The following is a 21,059-nucleotide window of genomic DNA, read 5'->3' on the forward strand; positions in this document are numbered from 1 at the left end:
GGACCCGCCATGACCGAACCCGATCGCCTGATCCAGCTCCTGTCCCCGGACCTCGACATCCCGCACACCGCGGCCGACCCGACCGGCCCGGCCGCCGACGACCTGCTGCGTCGCGTGATGTCCACGCCGCCCGCGGCGCACCGCCGCCCGTGGGGTCTGCGCCTGGCCATCGGCGGCTCGCTGGTGACGGGCCTGGCCGCCGCTGTGGTGGCCGCCAGCCTGTGGCTGCCCGAGTCGAGCCCGACCGGACCCTCCCCCGCACGGGCCGCCGCCCTCAGGATCACCTCGGCCGACCGGTACCTCGAGATCCGGATCCAGGACCCGGCCGCCGACCCGCAGCGGTACCGGGAGGAACTCGCGGCGCACGGACTCGACATCGAACTCTCGCTGGCCGCCGCCGAGCCGGACCGGGTCGGCCGGGTCGTGTTCCAGGAGGACGACGTCCGCGGGATCGAGCCGGTGGAGGACCCCGGGAACTGCACCGCCAACGGCAACTGCGCCGTCGGCGTCCGGGTCCCGGTCTCCTACCGCGGGCACGCCCGGATCGTCTTCGGCCGCACTCCCCTGCCCGGCGAATCCGTCGAAGGTGACGAGCCCGTGCTCACCCCCACCGAGAAGGCGTCGCTGCACGCACTGGTCGGCCGGCGGGTGTCCGAGGCGCGCCGGCTACTGAGTGCGAGGGGGCAGACCGCCAGTTACCGGGTGGGCCCGAAGTCGCTGGAGGCTCCGGCGTCCGAGGTGCCGGGGACGTGGATCATCTTCGACACGGCACCGCTGCCCGGCAACGTCGTGGTGATCTGGGCGTCGCCGGACGGCAGGGAGCCGGACTACGACGACGACGTCCCGGTCGAGCCGAAGCCGACCCGCTAGACCGGCCGACCCGTGCGCCGGTGCCAGGTCAGCTGTTCCCCGCGCTCCGCCAGCGGGCGGCGAGGTCGGCCTGGCGCGCGGGACGGCCGGGCAGCGGCGCCTCGGCCGGGGCGTGCAGTGCTTGCAGGAGGAGGGCGAGGTAGCGATGACGCAGGGCGGCACCACCGTCGGCGCCGGGGAGCTCGATGACGGCGATCATCTCCAGCAGCAGCGTGACGTCGGCTTCGGAGATGTCGTCGCGGAGCTCGCCGGAACGACGGACCCGGTCGAAGAGGGTCTCGGCCAGACTGCCGGCCCGCATGGCGAGAGCCGTCAGTTCCGGTGTCGGGGTGAACCTTCCCGCCAGCCGCTGGGCCAGGGCCTGACTCTGACCGTCCACGACGCGCTCCAGGCAGGCGACGTAGGTGTCCCAGGGTCCGTCGGTGGACGCCAGCGCTGTCTCGAGATCGGCGATGTAGCGGTTGAGGCCGTCCTCGGCCAGCGCCCGCAGGAGATGATCCTTGCTGGGATAGCGCCGGTACAGCGCGCTGATCCCGACACCGGCGTGCACACCGACCTTCGCGATCGGAGCTTCCGGATCGGCCAGGAAGACCGCACGCGCGGCGTCGAGGATTCGCCCGTTGTTGCGCTGCGCCTCTGCCCGCCGGCCGCTCAAGGAGCTGCGGTTCTCTTCCTCGGCCATCAGCCGAGGCTAGCAGTGGATCAAGTTGCGCCGCCCTGCTAGCCTCCTAAGGGATTAATATGTTCCGTTCCGTTCGGCACCAACGGGGGTTCGAGATGCTGACCGACACCGATCTGGTCCACCTGCGACGTTCGGTCGAGCTCGCGCGCGAGGCACTCGCCGCGGGCGACGAGCCCTTCGGATCCGTGCTGGTCGGACCCGACGGAGGCGTGCTGCGGGAGGAACGCAACCGCACCGGCGGCGGGGACGAGACCAGACACCCGGAGCTGGAGCTGGCCCGGTGGGCGGCCCGCGAGGTGCCCGCCACGACCCGGCCCGGATGCACCGTCTACACCTCGGGTGAGCACTGCCCGATGTGCGCGGCGGCCCACGCGTGGGTCGGGCTCGGCCGCATCGTCTACGCGGTCTCCGCGGCTCAGCTCACCGAGTGGCGGGCCGGCTGGGGACTCGCTCCCGGACCCGTCCGCGTGCTGGCGATCGAGGCGGTCACGGTCGGCGTCCCGGTCTCCGGACCCGCCGACGAACTGGCCGGTGTCATGCGCGATCTGCACCATCAGGCCGCGGTGCGGAGTTCCGCGGCATGACGGTCCGCCAGCTCCGCCTCGTGGTCCACGCGGCCGACTACGACCGGGCGGTGGCGTTCTTCCGCGACGCCCTCGCGATGCCGGTCGCGGAGTCCTACTCCAGCGAAGGGGGCGCCGAGGTGACCGTCCTCGACGCGGGCCGGGCCACCCTCGAGCTGTCCAACACCGCGCAGATCGAACTCATCGACCGCGTCGAGGTCGGGCGACGGGTCGCACCCCGGTTCCGCCTCGCCCTCGAGGTCGAGGACTGCGAGGCGGCCACCCGGACGGCCCTCGCGGCCGGGGCCACGCCGGTCGCGCCGCCCACGCGTACGCCCTGGGAGTCGGTCAATGCCCGGCTGGACGCGCCCGGAACCATCCACCTGACCCTGTTCGAGGAACCGACGGACCCGGGTCCCGCCTGAGGGGGGCCGGTGACGGCTGCCATTCGATTCCGCGTTCTGGGTGACCTGGAGGTACGGCGCGACGGCGCGCTCGTCGTCATCTCCGCCGCGAAGCTCCGGATCATCCTGGCGTCCCTGGTGCTGCGCGCGGGCCGGGTCGTGCCGGTGAGCGTCCTGACCGACCGGTTGTGGGATCACGAGCCGCCGGCCGAGGCGCGCGCGGCCCTGCAGACGTACGTCGCGCGGCTGCGCCGGCTGCTGGGCGCCGACGCTGCCATCCACTCGCGCAACGGCGGGTACGTCATCGAACTGCCGGCCCGCTCCTGCGACCTGCAGGAGCTCGACGAGCTGCTGGAGGGCACCCGCCTCGCCCAGGATCGTGGCGACCGGGCGGCCGCGCTCGAGTCGTTGCGGGCGGCGACCGCACTGTGGCGGGGGCCGATCCTGTTCGATGTGGATTCGGCGGCGTTGCATCGCGACGAGGTGCCCCAGGTGCAGGAGCGGTGCCTCGAGGCGGCCGAGCGCCGGTTCGCCCTGGAGCTGGCGCTGGGTCATCACCAGGCGGTGGTCGAGGAGCTGCGGGCACTCACCACGGCGTACCCGTTCCAGGAGGGGCTGCGGGCGCACCTGATGCGCGCGCTCTACCGGTCGGGACGGCAGACCGAGGCGCTGCAGGTCTACCGCGACGCCGCTGCGGTGCTGCGCACCGACCTGGGCCTGGACCCGGGGCCCGAGCTGCGCGCCGCGCACCAGGCGATCCTGCTCGGTGAGACGGTCGACGACGAGGCCCGCGCCGGCGCGTCACCGAGCGCGCCGGCGCTGTGCCAGCTGCCGCCGGCCATCGGTGACTTCGTCGGCCGGGCGGACCAGGTGGCCACCGTCGCCGGCTCGCTGGTCGCCGGGGGCGAGCCGGCCCGGCTACCCATCGTCGTGGTGAGCGGGGTGGCCGGTGTGGGCAAGTCCGCGCTCGCCGGTCATGTCGCGCACCGCGTCCGGGACCGTTTCCCGGACGGCCAGCTCTACGTCCATCTGGGCGGTGGCGGTCCGGCCCCGCGGGACGTCGGAGAAGTCCTCGGCGAGCTGCTGTACGCGCTGGGTGTGCTCCCGGCCGCGCAGCCGCGCTCGGTGCAGGCGCGGGCGGCGACGTTCCGCGCGCGGGTGGCCGACCGCCGGGTCCTGATCGTGCTCGACGATGCCGCCGACGCCGGACAGGTGACACCGCTGCTGCCCGGTACGGCCGGTTCTGCCGTCCTCATCACCAGCAGGCGGTCACTGGACGAGCTGCCCGCCGCCGATCATCACCGCCTGCAGCCGTTCTCCGTCGCGGAGGGGCTGGCGCTGCTCGGCCGGATCATCGATCCGGCCCGTGTCGCCGGCGAGCGGCCGGCCGCGGAGGAGCTGGTGGAGCTGTGCGGCCGTCTCCCCCTGGCGGTACGCATCATCGGTGCCCGGCTCCAGCCCCGGCCCACCCTGCACCTGCGCACGCTGGCCGATCGCCTGCGCGACGAGCAGCGGCGCCTCGACGAGCTGGCCGTGGGCGACCTGGCGGTCCGCTCGGAGCTGGCGGTCGGCTACGGCGGGCTGGCCGGCCCCGTCCAGCTGGCCCTGCGCCGGATGGGTCTGCTGCCGGCCGAATCCTTCGCCGCCTGGACGCTCGGCGCCGTCACCGGCGGCAGTGACGGCGAACGCGCCGTCGAGCAGCTCATGACCGCCGGGCTGCTGGAGCCGGCCGGTGTCGACCTGACCGGCCAGCTGCGGTACCGGCCGCACGACCTGGTCGCGCTGTTCGCCCGCGAGCTGGCCGGCGGCGAGGACGACGAGGTGACCCGGGCCGCGTACCGGTGCCTGCTGGACACGTTCCTCGTCCTGGCGCACCACGTGCACCTGCGGGTGGACCGCAAGGACGGGCTCCCGCCCGATCCGCTGCCGGACGGCATCGCCGCCGGGCCGGTGGACATCGCGGGCCTGACCGCCGACCCGGGTGCCTGGCTGCAGACCGAGCGGGCCCAGCTGCTGTACGCCATCACGCAGGCGTGCCGGCTGGGCAGCTACGACAAGGCGGCCCTGCTGGCGGACCTGACCATTCCGTCGCTGTCCATCCGCGGTGGCTACGACCAGATCGTGCGGGTCCGCGCGGCCGTCCGGGACGCCGCCCGCGCGGCCGGGGACGAGCGGGTCGCCAGCCGGCAGGCCAGCAGCCGGGCAGATGTCCTGCTCTCCCTCGACCTGGACCGGGCCGCCGCGGAGTTCGAGGAATCGGTCGCCGTGTTCCGCCGTCTCGGGCTCAGCCACGAACTCGTGCACAGCCTCACCGGCCTCGCCTTCGCCCGGATGTTCCAGGGGCGGCCGGCACTCCCGCATGCGCGGGAGGCGACCGAGATCGCGTACGCGACCGGCGATCCGGAGAACATCGTGCTGGCGCTGCGCACCCACGCCGACACGCTGGTCCTGCAGGACCGGCCGGCCGAGGCACTGCCGCTGCTGGATCGGGCGCTGGCCCACACTCAGGCCCTCTGGAACACCGACAGCCACCGCGCCCTGCTGGTCCGCAAGCTGGACTGCGCCATCTCGCTCGGCGAGCTGGACCTGGCCGACAAGACGTACGCGCAGGCCCGCGAGGTGACGGACGCGGTCAACAACGCCCACGGGCTGGGCTGGCTGCTGGTCCATCACAGCCGGTTGCGGCGCGCACGTGGCGACCTGCCGGCCGCGATGGCCGACGCGCGTGAGGCGTTGCGGCGCATGGTCGAGGCGGGCGACCCCCGCGGGGTGTTCATCGCGAATCTGCGCCTGGCCGAAGCGCTGCTGGCGGGCGGCGACTCCCCCGGCGCCGCCGCCCTCCTGCGCGCTCTGATGTCCACCTCGGACGTCGCGTCCGTACCGCTGCTCAAGGACAAAGCCGAGGCCCTGCTCAGCCGAGCCGTCCCCGGATGAGCGAGGCCCGTCACTGCACCTGCGCCTTCTTGTAGAAGCCGCTGTCGATCAGGACCTTCTGGTAGTTGGTCTTGTTGACGATCGCCGTGTCGAGCAACGTCGACGGCACGACCTTGACCCCGTTGTCATAGTCCTTGTTGTTGTTCGTGGTCGGCTTCTGACCCTTGAGGACGGCGTCGGCCATCTGTGCGCTGGTCCGGGCCAGTTCCCGGTAGTCCTTGAAGATGGTCGAGTACTGCTCCCCCGCGATGATCGACTTCACCGAGGCCGCTTCCGCGTCCTGCCCGGTCACGACCGGGTACGGCTGACCGGCCGTGCCGTAGCCGTTGCTCTTGAGCGCGGAGATGATGCCGATCGAGAGCCCGTCGTACGGCGACAGCACACCGTCCACCGTCAGCCCGGAGCGGTACGTCGAGGTCAGCAGGTTCTCCATCCGGTCCTGGGCGACCGCCGGCTTCCACCGCAGGATCGCGATCGTCTTGAACTCGGTCTGCTTGCTGGGCACCTTCAGCGTGCCGTCGTCCAGGTACGGCTTGAGCACCGACATCGCCCCGTTGTAGAAGAACGTCGCGTTGTTGTCGTCGGCCGAGCCGGCGAACAACTCGACGTTGAACGGGCCCTTCGCGGCGCCTTCGGACCCGTCGGCGTTGAGCACCTTGAGACCGGTCAGCAGAGAGGTCGCCTGCTGCACGCCGACCCGGAAGTTGTCGAAGGTCGCGTAGTAGTCCACGTTCGGCGAGTCGCGGACCAGCCGGTCGTAGGCGATCACCGGGATCTTGTTGTCCGCCGCGCTCTGCAACTGGGTGCTGATCGCGGTGCCGTCGATGGACGCGATGATCAACAGCTTGGCGCCCTTGGTGATCTGGTTGTCGAGCTGGTTGACCTGGGTGGGGATGTCGTCCTCGGCGAACTGCAGGTCGACCTTGTAGCCTAGGGCCTCGAGTTCCTTCTTGACGTTCTCGCCGTCGCCGTTCCAGCGCTCCGAGGACCGGGTGGGCATGGTGACGCCGATCAGCGCGCCGGCGTTGCCGGTGCCGGCCGCGGGCTTCTTGTCCGCCGTCTTCTCGCTGGAACCACAGGCGGCCAGGGGAAAGGCCAGGACGACGGCCGATGCCGCCGCGATGACGCGGGTGGATCGCATGCACGAACTCCTCAATGCTGCACGGTCGGTGCGCCGGCGGGACGATCCCGACCGTAGGCAGCGCGGCGTTGTTCGGGTTCGGCCCCGGCGGCTGAACAACCAACGCTGGACACGGGCGAGGACAATGACCGCGACGAATGGAGGGCCGGTGCCCCGACAGGAACGTCCGCTGGAGTCCGAGGAGACTCCCCTGCTGCGGTTCGCCGGGGACCTGCGGCGTCTGCGGCGGCGGGCCGGCCTGCCCTCGTACCGGGAGCTGGGCAAGCGGACGAGCTACTCGGCCGCGGCACTGTCCGAAGCCCTGTCCGGCCGCCGCCTGCCCAGCCTGGCCGTCACCACGGCGATCGTCCGGGCCTGCGGCGGCGACACCGGCGAGTGGACCGGGCGGTGGCGGCAGCTGGCGGCCGCGCAGCCCGGCGCGGACAGCGGCGTGCCCCCGCCGTACGTGGGCCTGGCCCCCTACCAGGTCGACGACGCCGACCGGTTCTTCGGCCGCGAGGCGCTGACCGACACCCTGCTGACGCCGGTCGCCGAACGGCCGTTCGTCGGGATCTTCGGCTCCTCCGGCGCGGGCAAGTCGTCGTTGCTGCGGGCCGGCCTGGTCGCCCGCAGTGCGCGCACCGCGATCGTGGTACGCCGGGAGCCGATCCGATCACCGAGCTGGCGGTGCCCGTGGCGAACCTCGCCGACGAGCCCGCCGACCGGGTCCGCGCCGACCTCGCCGCCGACCCGCAGGCCCTGCGCGGCTGGCTGGCCAAAGCCGCCGACGATCTGCTGCTGGTGGTGGATCAGTTCGAAGAGGTTTTCACGCTCTGCGACGAAGCCGCCCGGCTCTGGCTGATCCGGGCGTTGACCACCGCCGCGGGACCGCACAGCCGGGTGGTCATCAGCGTGCGCGCCGACTTCTACGGTCGCTGCGCGCGCCACCCGGAGCTGGTGACCGCGTTGCACAGAGCGCAGGTCCTGGTCGGCCCCATGTCCACCGAGGAGCTGCGGTCGGCGATCACCGGACCGGCCGCCCACGCGGGCGCCACGATCGAGACGGCGCTGCTGGCCCGGCTCGTCGCGGACGTCAGCGGGCAGCCCGCCGTGCTGCCGCTGGTGTCGCACACGCTCGCCGAGACCTGGCAGCGGCGGCGCGGCGTGGTTCTCACCCTGGCCGGCTACGAGGACGCCGGCGGCATCGAACACGCTCTCGCGCGTACCGCCGAGCACACCTTCGACCACCTCACCGAGGACGATCGTGGCAGGGCCCGGCTGCTGTTCCTGCGCCTGGTGGTTCCCGGCGACGGCACCGAGGACAGCCGGCGGCGGGTCCGGCGGGCCGACCTGGACGTCCCCGATGCCCTGCTCGACCGGCTCGCCGCGGCCCGGCTGATCACCATCGACCGCGACAGCGTCACCCTGACCCACGAGGCGTTGCTGCGAGCGTGGCCGCGGCTGGCCGGCTGGATCGCCGACGACCGCGACGACCTGCGGGCCCAGCACCGGCTCACCGAGGCCACCGCCGTCTGGGCAGCCCACGGGCACGACCCCGACACCCTCTACCGCGGCGCCCGCCTCGACCGGGCGGCTCGGCTACGGGACCGGCTCAACCCCGGCGAGCGGGCCTTTCTCGACGCCGGCCTCGCCGCCGAACACGCCCGGAGGCGCGCCGGCCAGCGCACCACCCGCCGGTTGCGCCGGTTCGCCGCCGGGCTGGCGGTGCTGGCCGTCCTCCTGGCCGGCACCGCGATCGTGGCTGCGACCGCCCAGCACAAGGCCGCCCGGCAGCGCAACGAGGCACTGTCCCTGCGCGCTGCCGATGCCGCCCGGGACCTGATCGCCTCCCGGCCCACCGACGCCGCCGCCCTGGCCCTGGCCGCATACCGGCTCGCACCCACGGCCGAGGCCCGCGACGTGCTGCTCCTGGCGCACGCCGCCGCGGGTGCCACCACCCTCGGTCGCGGCTACCTCAGCCCACCCGGCCGGTTCGCGGCCACCTACGACACCCGCACGTCCGGGGAACAGCTCTGGCGGCGGGACGGTACGACGTGGCGGCCGGCGGGCCGTCTGGCCACCGCCGACAGCTACCTGCACGCGAGCAGCCTCGACGAGCGCCGGGCCATCTACTGGACCGCGAACACCCGTTCCCACCTCTGGGACCTGACCGACCTGGACCGTCCGCGCCGCATCAATGTGCCGGCCGGGCTGGGAATGATGCAGAGTCTGGACCGGACCGGTTCGCTGCTGAGTGCTCTGGGCACGGACAGCACGGCCCGGGTGTGGCGCGTCGGCGACCGGTCGGTCCGCACCTTGCCCGCCGGTGACGTCGTCGGGACCGCGGTGCTCGCCGACGGCACCGGCGTCGTGCTCAGCCGGCGCACCGGTGACCAGGACGCCATCGAACGCTGGACCCTCGACGGTCGCCGGACCGGCACCCTGCTGCACGTGCCGCACCCCGCGGTCGTCCAGGCCGGACCGGCCGGGCTGATCGCCGTCACGTCCTACCTGGGCGACTCGACCACGACCGTCCTGGACACCGCCGGCCCCCGTGCCCCGCGCATCGTCGCTCGCGTCAGCGGCCTCGACGAGACAGCCAACCCGGCCTTCGACCCCGCCGGCCGGACCGTGGCGGTCATCGACGGTGCCGGCGCCCGGATCTGGGACGCGGCGACCGGCCGGAGCCTGCTCCGCCTGCACACTCAGGGCCTGCGCCTGAACTCCCCCCGTCTCAGTGGCACCGACCTGGCGGTGCTGGACGGGAAGTCGGCGATGTGGCGCATCAACGCCGATCTCACCGCCGTGATCCAGCAGACGTGCGCGCGGCCGGTCACCGTGGACTGGCACCGGTATTTCCCCGGCACCACCCGTGAGCGGCTGTGCCCGTCCCGGTGAACCCGCTCAGTACTTGAACTGGCTGACCAGGGTGTGCAGCGTCGCGCTCATCGTGGCCAGCTCGTTCACCGCCGTCTGCGAGCCGGCGATCGCGGTGGACGTCTCCGTCGCCGCGCTGGCTACCGCCGTCAGGCTGCCGGAGATGTCGCGGCTGCTGCCGGAGGCGTCGGAGATGTTGCGGGCCATCTCCGAGGTGGTCGCCGTCTGCTCCTCGACCGCCGAGGCGATGGTGGTCTGGTAGTCGTTGACCTGCAGGATGATCTGGCTCATCCGGTCGATGGCGGCCGTGGTGGCCGTGGCGCTCGTCTGGATGTCGGTCACCCGGCGGCCGATGTCGCCGGTCGCCCGCGCGGTCTCCTGAGCGAGGTCCTTGACCTCGGAGGCCACCACGGCGAAGCCCTTGCCCATCTCGCCGGCCCGGGCCGCCTCGATGGTGGCGTTGAGCGCGAGCAGGTTGGTCTGCTCGGCGATCGCCGTGATCAGCTTGATGACGTCGTCGATCTCCGCGGACGAGGTGCCGAGCTCCTTGACGGTCCGGGTGGCCTCGCCGGCCACGTCGACGGCCTCGGCGCCGGCCCGGCTGGCGTCCGCGGCGTTCGACGCGATCTCGCGGATCGAGGCCCCCATCTCCTCGGCGCCCGCGGCGACCGTGCTCAGCGCCCCGCTCATCGACTCGGTCGCGTCCGCGACCCCACCGACCTGGCGGGACGTGTCGGCGGCCGAACCGGAGATCTGCTGGGAGTTGGCCGAGAGCTGCTCGGAGGCGGCGGCCAGCGAGGTGGCCTGGTCGCCGATCTGCCGGATGGTACCGGCGATCTTGGCGACGAACCGGTTGAACGCGGCGGCCAGCGGACCGAACTCGTCCTTGCGGTTCTCGTCGACCCGGCGGGTGAGGTCACCCTCGCCGTCCGCGATCTCGGACAGCCGCTCGGTCAACGCGGTCAATGGACGCAGGATGCTGCGGGAGAGCAGGAACGCCAGGACCAGCACCAGCAGCGCGGCGGCGACGATGCCGATCAGGACGGCGACCCGGGCCCGGTCGGCGGTCTCGGTCGTCTCCGTCGCCCGGGTGGCCAGCAGGCTCGTCTCGGCGTCGGTCAGTTCTGCGATGACGGTGCGGATCTGGTCCATGACCGCCTTGCCCTTGTCGGTGAGCACGACGGCCTGCGCGGCGGCGAAGCCGTCGGTGCGGCGCAGCTCGATGGTGTCGGCGAGTTCGGCGAACTTGCTGTCCACCAGCGGGCGCAGACGGGCGATCCGCGCCTGCTGTTCGGCATTGTCGCTGGTCAGATCGGCCACGGCGGTGATGGCTCCGTCGATCGACTGCTTGGCGCTGTCATAGGGCGCGAGATACCGGTCCTCACCGGTGATCAGATAACCGCGCTGCCCGGTCTCGGCGTCCTTGAGCGTCGAGGTGACCGCGGCCAGCGCCTCGATCACCTGATAGGTGTGTGACACCTTGCCGCTGTTGTCCTCCAGGGTGGTGGTGCTGTGGTAGGCCACCGCACCGACGACGCACAGCACCAGCAGGGGAACCGCGAAGGCTGCGATCAAGCGGTATTTGATGCGGTGCAACCAACCCATGATGACCTGTCCCCTTTGAACGGCGGCCGTGACTCGGCATGGGCCCTGCCCGGTGCAGAGTCCTACTCCCAAGATCGTCAGCTGCTCCGCATAACTGAGGTCAGAGCCGCCTCCACCGAGACATCTGATTTTTACCCCGATGAAGCTGACCAGAGATCACCCGTAGACACACAAGGTCGTGGACGCCTATAAATACATCAGATGTCTGCGGCCCGTTGCGGCCAGGATCTGGGCGCGGGCCACCACAGAGCAGGAGCCTTGGTGACTGAGCGCATCTCGTCCGTCGACACCTTCGACATCCGCTTCCCGACCTCGCGGCACCGCGACGGATCCGACGCCATGAACCCGTTCCCGGACTACTCCGCCGCGTACCTCGTGCTGCGCAGCACCGCGGGCGCCGAGGGCCACGGGTTCGTCTTCACCGTCGGCCGCGGCACGGAGATCGAGGTCGCCGCCATCCGGTCGCTGGCCCCGATGGTCGTCGGACAGCCGGTCGACGCACTCGTGGCCGACCCCGGGGCGCTCGCCCGGCAGCTCATCGGCGACAGCCAGATCCGCTGGCTGGGACCGGAGAAGGGGGTGGTCCACATGGCCGCGGGCGCCCTGGTCAACGCGGTCTGGGACCTGGCCGCCCGGCGCGCGGGCCGGCCGCTGTGGAGCCTGCTGGCCGCGCTGACCCCCGAGCAGATCGTCGCCCAGATCGACTGGCGCTACCTGCGCGACGCACTGACCGAGGACGAGGCGCTGACCATCCTGCGTGACGCCGCGCCGGGCAAGGCCGAGCGCGAGCGGACCCTGCTGGACGAGGGGTATCCGGCGTACACGACCACGCCGGGCTGGCTCGGCTACGACGACGAGAAGCTGGCCCGGCTGTGCCGGCAGGCCGTCTCCGACGGCTACCGGCTGATCAAGCTGAAGGTCGGAGCGGACCTCGGGGACGACGTCCGGCGGCTGGCGATCGCCCGGCGCGCGGTGGGCCCGGACGTGGGCATCGCCGTCGACGCCAACCAGGTCTGGGGCGTGCCCGACGCGATCGGCTGGATGCGGGAGCTGGCGCCGTTCGACCCGTACTGGATCGAGGAACCGACCTCTCCGGACGACGTCCTCGGGCACGCCGCGATCCGATCGGCGCTGGCGCCGATCCGGATCGCCACCGGCGAGCACATGCACAACGCCGTCATGTTCAAACAGTTGCTGCAGGCCGGCGCGGCCGACGTGGTCCAGATCGACGCCTGCCGGGTCGGCGGCGTCAACGAGAACCTCGCGATCCTGCTGCTCGCGGCGAAGTTCGGCGTCCCCGTCTGCCCGCACGCGGGCGGCGTGGGCCTCTGCGAGCTCGTGCAGCACCTGGCCATGTTCGACTTCGTCGCGGTCAGCGGTACGGCCGAGAGCCGGGCCATCGAGTACGTCGACCACCTGCACGAGCATTTCACCGCCCCGGTACGCATCGCGAACGGCCGCTACGTGGCCCCCCGGACCGCCGGGATGAGCGCGCAGATGCTGCCGGCGACCCTGGCGGCGTACCGGTATCCCGACGGCCCCCGGTGGGCCGGCGCCGATCCATCAGATGGAGGACAGCGATGAACCGAAGAATGGTGCTCGGTCTGGCGGTCGTCACGACGGTCGGCGTCACGTCGTCCATGGCGGGCTGCAACCGCGACTCGCCGTCGGCCGGCGGCAGCGGTGCCACAGCCCCGATCGTCGGCGTCGACTACCCGAGGTCGGACACCGACTTCTGGAACTCCTACATCCGGTACGTGCCCGAGTCCGCGAAGGCGCTCGGCGTCGAGCTCAAGACGACGAACTCGCAGAACGACGTGGCCACCCTGATCTCGAACGTGCAGACGTTCGTCAGCCAGGGCGTCAAGGGCGTGGTGATGGCCCCGCAGGACACCGCCGCCATCGCGCCCACCCTCGAGCAGCTCGCGGCCAGGAAGATCCCGGTCGTCACCATCGACACCCGGCCCGACACCGGATCGGTGGCCATGGTGGTGCGGGCCGACAACCGCGCCTACGGCACCAAGGCGTGCCGGTTCCTGGGCACCAAGCTCGGCGGCAAGGGCAAGGTCGTGATGCTGCAGGGTGATCTCGCCTCGATCAACGGCCGCGACCGCACCGAGGCCTTCCACGACTGCATGAAGAAGGACTTCCCCGGCATCAAGGTCTTCGGCGAGATCACCGACTGGAAGGGCGACGTCGCGGCGTCCAAGCTGCAGACCCGGCTGGCGTCCGACCCCGACGTCAAGGGCGTCTACATGCAGTCGTCGTTCGCGCTCTCCGGCACCAAGCAGGTGCTCAAGCAGAAGGGCCTGCTCGTGCCCCCGAGCGACCCGGAGCACGTCTTCATCGTCTCCAACGACGGGATCCCCGAGGAGCTCAAGGACATCAAGGCCGGCCTCATCGACGCGACGGTCAGCCAGCCCGCCGACCTGTACGCGAAGTACGGGCTCTTCTACGCCAAGGCCGCCATCGACGGCAGGACGTTCCAGCCCGGTCCGACCGATCACGACAGCACCATCATCAAGGTGCGCGACGGTCTGCTCGAGGATCAGCTCTCTGCGCCGCTGGTCACCGCGGACGGCGCGACGATCGGCGGTGAGAAGACGGCGAAGTACGACGACACGTCGCTGTGGGGCAACTCATGACCGGTCAGGAGCCGGTCGTCGAGGCCGTCGACATCGGCAAACGCTACGGGTCCACGGTCGCGCTCGACCGGGCCGCCATCACGGTACGGCCCGGCGAGACGCACGCCCTGGTCGGCCGCAACGGCGCCGGGAAGTCGACGATGGTCGCCATGCTGACCGGGCTCCAGGCGCCGGACACCGGCCGGATCACCTTCGGCGGGCGGCCCGCCCCGCCGCTCGGCGACCGGGACGCGTGGCGCCGGCAGGTGGCCTGCGTCTACCAGAAGTCGACGATCATCCCGGCCCTCACCGTCGCGGAGAACCTGTTCCTCAACCGGCACGACCGCGGCCCCGGCGGCCTCATCCGCTGGGGTGCGCTGCGCCGCTCGGCGCGCGAGCTGCTGGCCACCTGGTCGGTCGACGTGGACGTGGACCAGCCGGCGTCGGCCCTCACCGTCGAGCAGCGGCAGTTCGTGGAGATCGCCCGCGCGTTGTCGTTCGGGGCCCGGTTCATCATCCTGGACGAGCCGACCGCCCAGCTCGACGGCGCCGGCATCACCCGGCTCTTCGCCCGCATCGCCGCCCTGCGCGCCCAGGGCGTCACCTTCCTGTTCATCAGCCACCACCTGCAGGAGATCTACGAGATCTGCGACGTGGTGACCATCTTCCGCGACGCCCGGCACATCCGCACCACCGCGGTGGCCGGGCTCGACCGCGCGGACCTGGTGGCGGCGATGACCGGCGAGGACGTCAGCCTGGCCGGCGACCCGCACCGGCGGCCACCCGCCGCCGACGCCGAGGTCCGTGTCGTCGTCCGTGACCTGGTGACGGCCTCGGGCGCCGAGGCGTCGTTCGAGGCCCGGGCGGGCGAGGTGATCGGGCTGGCCGGCGGGGGCGGCAGCGGCAAGTTCGAGGTGGCCGAGGCCCTGGTGGGACTGGCGCGGCCGGTCGGGGGCACGGTCGCCGTCGACGGCCGTACGCTGCGGCGGGGCAGCGTGCCGGACGCGCTCGCGGCCGGTGTCGGCCTCGTCCCGCAGGACCGGCACCGGCAGGGTCTGGTGCCGCTGCTGTCGGTCGCCGAGAACGTCACCATGACCGTGCCCGAGCGGGTCACCCGGCGCGGTCTCATCTCCCCGGCCCGGCGCGACGCCTTCGCCCGCAGGTTCATCACCGATCTGGCCATCAAGGCGTCCGGTCCGCACGTATCCGTCTCCGACCTCTCCGGAGGCAACCAGCAGAAGGTGGTCATGGGCCGCGCCCTGGCCGGCGACCCCAAGCTGCTGGTCCTGATCACCCCGACCGCCGGCGTGGACGTGCGCTCCAAACAGACCCTGCTCGGCGTGGTCGAGCAGGTGCGCCGGCGCGGCACCGTCGTGCTGGTCGTCTCCGACGAGCTCGACGATCTGCGCGTCTGCGACCGGGTCCTGGTGCTGCTCCGGGGCCGGATCGTGCGGGACCTGCCGGCCGGGTGGCGGGACAACGACCTGGTAGCCGCCATGGAAGGGGTCGATCTCGGCCATGTCTGACACGCTGCCGAGCACCACTGCTGCCCCGGCCGCTCCGCCGCCCCCGGCCGCGCGCCGGACCGTCGCGCTGGCCCGGCTGCGTGACCTCGCGCTGGTGCCGGCCATCATCGCCGTCGCCATCGTCGGTTTCATCGTCAGCCCGGTGTTCCTGCAACCGGACAACATCATCAACGTGCTGCAGAGCATGTCCGAGATCGCCATCGTCGTGCTCGCCCAGACCCTGGTGCTGATCGCCGGGAAGATGGACCTGTCGCTGGAGTCGACCTTCGGCCTGGCCCCGGGCGTCGCGGCCTGGCTGATCGTCGACCCGGCGGTGACGCACGGCCTCGGCTTGCACGCCCTTCCCGGCGCCCTCGCCGTCCCGCTGGTGCTCCTGACCGGCGCGCTGATCGGCGCCTTCAACGGCCTGCTGATCGTGCGCTTCGGGCTCAACGGCTTCATCGTGACGCTCGGCATGCTCATCGTCCTGCGCGGCCTGCTGACCGGCATCTCCGGCGGGAAGACCTTCTTCGCTCTGCCGGAGTCCATGACCTACCTCGGCTCCACGTCGTGGCTGGGTGTGCCCGCGTCGATCTGGATCACCCTGGCCCTGTTCGCCGTGGCCATGGTGGTCCTCGGCTACACCCGGGCCGGGCGTTCGCTGTACGCGATCGGCGGCAACGTCGACGCCGCCCGGGCGGCCGGCATCCGGACGGACCGGGTCGTGTGGCTGACCCTGATCGTCGCCGGCATGCTGGCCGCCCTGGCCGGCCTGCTCATCAGCGGCCGGCTCGCCTCAGTCACAGCGGCCCAGGGCGACGGGGCGATCTTCCAGGTCTTCGCCGCGGCCGTCATCGGCGGCGTCAGCCTCAACGGCGGCAAGGGAACCGTCTTCGGAGCCTTCACCGGCGTGCTGCTGCTCTTCATGATCATCAACGTGCTGACGCTGGCCGGTGTGCCCGCGCAGTGGACCAACTTCCTCAACGGCGCGGTCATCCTCGTCGCGCTGGTCGTCTCCCGGATCACCGGCGGCAAGGCCCAGACCTGACGGGGCGCTATCTGTGCTGCCGCGGTGCGGCGGCCAATACCGTACGCAGCCACGACTCCGACGTGTTCACGTGGATCAGCGCGCTCGCCTGGGCCAGCAGCTGGTCCCGGGCACGCAGGGCCAGGTAGATCGCCTCGTGCTCGTTGAGCGTGACGTGCGCCGAGCCACCTTCGATCAGCCCGCGCCACACCCGCGCCCGCAGGGTCTGCCCCGAGAGCCCGTCGAGCAGGGAGGTCAGGGTCTCGTTGCCGGTCACCGCGATGACCGTGCGGTGGAACGCGGCGTCGTACCGGATGAGCTGCTCGGCGTCGTCCGCCGCCCCGCGCATGTCCTCGAGGATCCCGCCCAGCCGATCGACGTCGGCGTCGGTGATCCGCAGGGCGGCGACGCCGGTGGCCACCGGCTCCAGCATCCGGCGCACCTCCATCACCTCCAGCAGGGTGTCGTCGCGCAGCAGCTCGACGGCGACACCCAGCCCCTCCAGCAGCAGCCGGGGCGCCAGGCTCGTCACGTAGGTGCCGTCGCCGCGGCGCACGTCGAGCACGCGGGCCGCTTCGAGCACCTTCACGGCCTCGCGGACGCCGCTGCGGGACAGGCCCAGCTGGTGCGACAACTGCTGCTCGGTGGGCAACCGGGCGCCCGGCGGCAGCTCCCCCGACTGGATCAGCCCACGGATCCTCGTGATGGCCTCGTCGGTCAGCGCCACCGGATCCCCCTGCCAGCCATGAGGCCCATCATCGCATCGTCGTCCGGTCTGAGCGTCAAGGCGCGTACGCGGTCACCGTCGATCCGGTCCTGCCGTACAGCCGGCCGTTCGCCACCATCGGCGCGCCCTGCAGTCCCGAGATCCTGGCGTCGAGCTTGATCGGCTTTCCGGTGCGCGTCTCGAAGGCCGCCAGCGGCTGACCTTTGCTCCGCCAGCCGTAGACCACGCCGCCGCCGACCGTGGCCATGATGGGAGCGTTCTCGCTGAAGGTGGCCTTCCAGACCCTGCGGCCGTCGTTCGCGTTGACGGCGATCAGTTCGCCGGAGTAGGTGTGCAGGTAGATCCGCTCACCGTCAGTGGCGAATCCGAACGTCCCGCCGTGGCTCGGGAAGGTCCGCAGCACCGCTCCGGTGGCCGCGCTGACGCTGCGGATCCGCTCGTCCGGCCCGCATCGCAGGTAGAACGCCGCGCCGTCGGGGGACGCGCCGATCGGGGTGAAGCAACCCGCGCCGGCCGGCCACACCGCCTTGCCCGTCGTGACGTCGACCGCGGTCGTCGAGTCGTCGCCGACCACCAGGATCCGGCCGCCGGCGGCCACCGTCTCCCCGGCGATCGACCCCTGCCGCGCCCATACCCGCGAGCCGTCGCTGATGCGGTACGCCCGGATGCCGTACTTGCTGATCGGCGCGTCCCACACACTGCCGACCACGATGCCCTTGTCGACGAGTACGCCGTACATGGTCTCCGGGATCTGCTTGCGGTAGAGGACCTTGCCGGTGGTCACGTCGTGGGCACTCAGGAACGTCTTGCCGGACCGGCAGTCCCGGAACTGGGCGACGAGCCTGGTGCCCTCGATCGCCGCCAGGCTGATGCTGGTCTTCCTGGTGGTGGCGGGCGTCCGCCAGGCCAGTGCGCCCGTGGTCGCGTCGTAACCGCTGATCCGGTACGACGCGGCGGTGACCAGCCGGTTCCCGCCGACCAGGGGCACGGCCGGGACAGCGCACTTCGCGGTGGCCAGCGGGACCTTCCAGCGCGGTTCGAGCCTGGCGGCGGCAGCGGGGGTCAGGCGGGTCTCTCCCGGGTTGTAGTGGTCGCCGGTCGCGTGGGCCGCGGCCTGCCCCCAGGCGTCGGGGTTCGTCGCCGCGGCCGGAGCCGCGACGGGGACCTGGGCGGCGGTCGCGCTGATCGCGGCGATCACGGCGACCGCCAGGCAACGACGTTTCACGGCATCTCCTTGCAAACGGTGACGGGAAGATCACCGTATGGAGGAAAGTCCGGCTCGGATCCACGGCGGGCCGAGCGCTCACCCGGTCGAGCTACCTTCCGCGAATTCCGGAAGTTTCGGTACCTCAAGATCGCTCATCGCGCACTGCGATTGACAGCTGCCGATATTTGACTGAGGCTTACCGGGTCGAAACAAGGAGGAAACCTCATGAGAAGCTTACTGGGAAATGCCGGAAGGCGCCCGAAACTTGCGGCGATGGGCGCGGCGGTTCTGCTGGCCGGCGGCGTCGTGACCGTGCAGTCCACCGGCACCGCTGAAGCAGCCGCCACCACCCTGCGGGCCGCCGCCGCCCAGGCCGGCCTGTTCTTCGGCGCCGCCGCGGGTCCCGGCCGGGTGAACGCCTTCTTCTCCAGCGAGTTCGGCCAGCTCACTCCCGAGAACGACATGAAGCCGGACGCGATCGCCAACGCGAACGGCACGCTGCGCAACACCGGCAACGCGGACACGCTGGTCAACTTCGCGCAGTCCAACAACATGCTGGTACGCGGCCACACCATGGTCTGGTACTCGCAGGCGGGGCAGTTGCAGGGCGCCAACCAGTCGACGCTGAACACCTACATCGGCAACGCGCTGCTGCGCTGGGGCAACAAGGTCGCCTACTGGGACGTCGTGAACGAGGCCCTGGCCGACAACAACGCCGGAACGCGCCGCAGCCAGTGGCCGCACACCCTGGACCGCGACGCCAACGGCGACGGCGACTACTTCGACGCGACCGACACCGACTACATCCGGGACTCCTTCACCCGGGCCAAGCAGGTCGTCCAGCAGAACGGGCTAAGCACGAAGCTCTGCATCAACGACTACGACGTCGAGGGCCTGACGGTGCAGGGCGGCGGCCGGAACAGGAAGGCCGACGCGCTGTACGACATCGTCAGGGCGTACGGCCAGGGGTCGAACAGGCTGATCGACTGCGTCGGGTTCCAGAGCCACTTCAACGACAACCCGAACAGCATCATCACCGACGACCTGCAGGCCAACATCCAGCGCTTCGCCGACCTCGGCGTCGAGGTGCAGCTCACCGAGCTGGACATCGACGACGACCTCAGCAACAACGACATCGGCCAGGGCCAGGCGGAGAACTACCGCAAGGTCGTCCGGGCCTGCCTGAACGTCACGCGGTGCACCGGCATCACGGTCTGGGGCATCGCCGACAGTGAGTCGTGGCGCGCCTCCGAGCGTGGCCTGCTGTTCACCGGAAGCAACGGCAACTACCAGAAGAAGGCCGCCTACACGGCCGTCCTCGAAGAGCTCAACAAGGGCCGCGGGACCACCACCCCGCCGACGTCGCCGCCGGTCTCCTCACCGCCGGTCTCCCCGTCGGTGCCCCCGGTCTCACCGTCGGCCTCGGCCAGCTCGCCCCCGGTCCCGGCCGGCTGCGCGGCCTCGGTGTCGCTCAACGCGTGGAACGGCGGATTCGTCGCCACCGTCCGCGTCACCGCCGGGTCCGCACCGGTCAACGGCTGGACCGTCGGCCTGACCCTGCCCAGCGGCGCCACCGTGACCAGCCGCTGGAACGCCAACGGCTCCGGCACCACCGGCGCCGTGCAGTTCTCCAACGTCAGCTACAACGGGCAGATCGCCGCCGGACAATCGGTGGAGTTCGGCTTCCAGGGCACCGGCAGCGCCACCGGCGTCTCGCCCACCTGCACCGCCACCTGAGCTGACCCGAACGCCCGGGCCGCCTCAGGGCCGGCCCGGGCGTCGGCACGTCTAGCGCAGGACGCGCAGCACGCGGCCCACGACGTCGGACAGCGGCACGAAGCCCCACGATCGAGAGTCGACACTGTCCGTGTTGTCACCCAGCACGACGCACTGTCCCACCGGCACAACCTCAACACCCACCGTTGCGCGCACGCTCGCCGGCACCGGATCGCCGGGCCGCGCGGCCAGCCGCTTGATCAGGTAGGCACTCGCCCCCGGCGACTCGGAGAGCCTCCGGTGGCGCAGGACGATCACCTGGCCGCGCGCCGGGGCGGCGGAGCGCACCGCGAGCAGGCGTGAGCCGCCCGCGTAGGTGGGTTCCATGCTGGCGCCGTGGACGTCGACGACGATCAGCGACCGCCGTACCGCGACGGCTCCGAGGGCGGCCAGACCCACTACGGCAAACAACGCGCGACACGAGGGCTCCATATTGAGAACGGTAACAATGAAGTCTTGACAGGCCTTTCGGCCGACGGTCTACTGTGGCGGTATCGCAACGTAGCGGGTGAGTAACCCTACGCAACGTGTGCCGCGGGGGCTCCCCTCACTTCAAGCCGACCATGGACCGGGGGCAGGGCCGTGCTCGTTCTTTCCGTCGCCGTGCTCACGATCGCCGGGGTCCTGGCCGTCTCGCTGGTGTCGAAAGTGCGCTCGGCCACCGCCTTCCGCCGGTTCCGCGACGGCGTCGGTGACCTGGGCATCCCGGCCCGGCTCGGCACCACCGCGGCGGTGGCGGCGGTACTGGGCGAATCCGTGACACTCGGGCTGGTCGTCGTCCCGGCGACCGCCGCGATCGGGCTGTTCGCCGCCGGCTCGCTCTTCGCGATCCTCGCGCTCGTGCTGTGGCGTGCCGTCGCGCGGGGCACGGCGGCGAGCTGCCACTGCTTCGGGTCCACAAAGGACACCGTGGCGGCCCGTCACGTCGCCCGGACCGGCGCGCTGGCCGTGCTCGCGTACGCCGCCGGCGTGCTCGACGCGGCCGCGTACCCCTCGTATCTGTCATCCGATCCCCCGGCGGCGATCGTCGCCGTCGCCGTTTCCGGAGTGGCCGTGGCGGCGGTCGTCTACCTGGACGAACTGATGTGGCTCTTCGGCGGCTCCCCGCGTTGACCGCCCCTTCCGGAAGGACGACTCG

General features: G+C 71.7%; 16 protein-coding genes and 1 pseudogene. 11 read left to right on the forward strand and 6 right to left on the reverse strand.

All coding sequences use genetic code 11. The annotated features are described in order from the left end of the window. Positions 1 to 9 precede the first annotated feature (9 nt). The gene (locus Aau02nite_RS09915) at positions 10 to 870 is read left to right on the forward strand and encodes a hypothetical protein (RefSeq protein WP_212988042.1); all 861 of its coding nucleotides are present in this window, start codon (positions 10 to 12) and stop codon (positions 868 to 870) included. A 28-nt stretch (positions 871 to 898) separates the two neighbouring features. Here Aau02nite_RS09915 and Aau02nite_RS09920 read toward each other — a convergent pair whose 3' ends face one another. Continuing rightward, positions 899 to 1,552 carry a TetR/AcrR family transcriptional regulator gene (locus Aau02nite_RS09920; protein ID WP_212988043.1) on the reverse strand — a complete coding sequence of 218 codons (654 nt, stop codon included), beginning with the start codon at positions 1,550 to 1,552 and terminating at the stop codon, positions 899 to 901. Positions 1,553 to 1,647: 95 nt separating this feature from the next. Between Aau02nite_RS09920 and Aau02nite_RS09925 the strand changes: the two genes are divergently transcribed. The 3 genes from Aau02nite_RS09925 to Aau02nite_RS09935 are packed head-to-tail and all read left to right on the forward strand — an operon-like array spanning position 1,648 to position 5,453. Continuing rightward, positions 1,648 to 2,136 carry a nucleoside deaminase gene (locus Aau02nite_RS09925; protein WP_212988044.1) on the forward strand — a complete coding sequence of 163 codons (489 nt, stop codon included), beginning with the start codon at positions 1,648 to 1,650 and terminating at the stop codon, positions 2,134 to 2,136. Beyond that, entirely contained in the window at positions 2,133 to 2,540 is a 408-nt protein-coding gene (locus Aau02nite_RS09930; RefSeq protein WP_212988045.1) for a VOC family protein, read from the forward strand. The genes Aau02nite_RS09925 and Aau02nite_RS09930 overlap by 4 nt, the downstream gene beginning before the upstream one ends. Positions 2,541 to 2,549: 9 nt before the next feature. Beyond that, positions 2,550 to 5,453: an AfsR/SARP family transcriptional regulator gene (locus Aau02nite_RS09935; RefSeq protein ID WP_212988046.1), complete on the forward strand. Its 2,904-nt coding sequence runs from the start codon at positions 2,550 to 2,552 to the stop codon at positions 5,451 to 5,453. 10 nt (positions 5,454 to 5,463) lie between these two features. Here the strand turns inward: Aau02nite_RS09935 and chvE are convergent, their stop codons facing one another. Next, on the reverse strand, positions 5,464 to 6,594 hold the full coding sequence (gene chvE, locus Aau02nite_RS09940; protein WP_212988047.1) for a multiple monosaccharide ABC transporter substrate-binding protein: 1,131 nt from the start codon (positions 6,592 to 6,594) through the stop codon (positions 5,464 to 5,466). A 124-nt stretch (positions 6,595 to 6,718) separates the two neighbouring features. Here chvE and Aau02nite_RS47825 point away from each other — a divergent pair. Next, positions 6,719 to 9,471, forward strand: a pseudogene (locus Aau02nite_RS47825) (nSTAND1 domain-containing NTPase). Positions 9,472 to 9,477: 6 nt separating this feature from the next. Here the strand turns inward: Aau02nite_RS47825 and Aau02nite_RS09950 are convergent. Then, positions 9,478 to 11,025 carry a methyl-accepting chemotaxis protein gene (locus tag Aau02nite_RS09950; protein WP_212988049.1) on the reverse strand — a complete coding sequence of 516 codons (1,548 nt, stop codon included), beginning with the start codon at positions 11,023 to 11,025 and terminating at the stop codon, positions 9,478 to 9,480. A 291-nt stretch (positions 11,026 to 11,316) separates the two neighbouring features. On the opposite strand from Aau02nite_RS09950, the gene Aau02nite_RS09955 reads away from it, so the two are divergent. From Aau02nite_RS09955 to Aau02nite_RS09970, 4 genes are read left to right on the forward strand one after another with little or no spacing between them, the layout of a single operon-like run. Next, complete coding sequence (locus Aau02nite_RS09955) at positions 11,317 to 12,639, forward strand: enolase C-terminal domain-like protein (protein ID WP_438841117.1); 1,323 nt, start codon at positions 11,317 to 11,319, stop codon at positions 12,637 to 12,639. Beyond that, positions 12,636 to 13,700: a sugar ABC transporter substrate-binding protein gene (locus Aau02nite_RS09960; protein WP_212988051.1), complete on the forward strand. Its 1,065-nt coding sequence runs from the start codon at positions 12,636 to 12,638 to the stop codon at positions 13,698 to 13,700. Before Aau02nite_RS09955 ends, Aau02nite_RS09960 begins: the two co-directional genes overlap by 4 nt. Next, complete coding sequence (locus tag Aau02nite_RS09965; protein ID WP_212988052.1) at positions 13,697 to 15,205, forward strand: sugar ABC transporter ATP-binding protein; 1,509 nt, start codon at positions 13,697 to 13,699, stop codon at positions 15,203 to 15,205. Before Aau02nite_RS09960 ends, Aau02nite_RS09965 begins: the two co-directional genes overlap by 4 nt. Next, positions 15,198 to 16,232 (forward strand): ABC transporter permease, encoded by a 1,035-nt coding sequence (locus Aau02nite_RS09970; protein WP_212988053.1) that lies wholly within the window; start codon positions 15,198 to 15,200, stop codon positions 16,230 to 16,232. The genes Aau02nite_RS09965 and Aau02nite_RS09970 overlap by 8 nt, the downstream gene beginning before the upstream one ends. Positions 16,233 to 16,239: 7 nt before the next feature. Here Aau02nite_RS09970 and Aau02nite_RS09975 read toward each other — a convergent pair whose 3' ends face one another. Next, a complete protein-coding gene (locus tag Aau02nite_RS09975) occupies positions 16,240 to 16,938 on the reverse strand; it encodes a FadR/GntR family transcriptional regulator (protein ID WP_212988054.1) in 699 nt (232 codons plus the stop codon). A 55-nt stretch (positions 16,939 to 16,993) separates the two neighbouring features. Next, positions 16,994 to 18,163 (reverse strand): outer membrane protein assembly factor BamB family protein, encoded by a 1,170-nt coding sequence (locus Aau02nite_RS09980; protein ID WP_212988055.1) that lies wholly within the window; start codon positions 18,161 to 18,163, stop codon positions 16,994 to 16,996. 255 nt (positions 18,164 to 18,418) lie between these two features. On the opposite strand from Aau02nite_RS09980, the gene Aau02nite_RS09985 reads away from it, so the two are divergent. Continuing rightward, entirely contained in the window at positions 18,419 to 19,882 is a 1,464-nt protein-coding gene (locus Aau02nite_RS09985) for an endo-1,4-beta-xylanase (protein WP_246595029.1), read from the forward strand. A 51-nt stretch (positions 19,883 to 19,933) separates the two neighbouring features. On the opposite strand, the gene Aau02nite_RS09990 is transcribed toward Aau02nite_RS09985, so the two are convergent. Further along, positions 19,934 to 20,332: a S26 family signal peptidase gene (locus Aau02nite_RS09990; protein ID WP_212988056.1), complete on the reverse strand. Its 399-nt coding sequence runs from the start codon at positions 20,330 to 20,332 to the stop codon at positions 19,934 to 19,936. Positions 20,333 to 20,503: 171 nt separating this feature from the next. On the opposite strand from Aau02nite_RS09990, the gene Aau02nite_RS09995 reads away from it, so the two are divergent. Beyond that, positions 20,504 to 21,034 carry a MauE/DoxX family redox-associated membrane protein gene (locus tag Aau02nite_RS09995; RefSeq protein WP_212988057.1) on the forward strand — a complete coding sequence of 177 codons (531 nt, stop codon included), beginning with the start codon at positions 20,504 to 20,506 and terminating at the stop codon, positions 21,032 to 21,034. Positions 21,035 to 21,059: the final 25 nt, after the last annotated feature.

It is taken from the genome of Actinoplanes auranticolor (genome assembly GCF_018332655.1).
Taxonomy (GTDB): domain Bacteria; phylum Actinomycetota; class Actinomycetes; order Mycobacteriales; family Micromonosporaceae; genus Actinoplanes; species Actinoplanes auranticolor.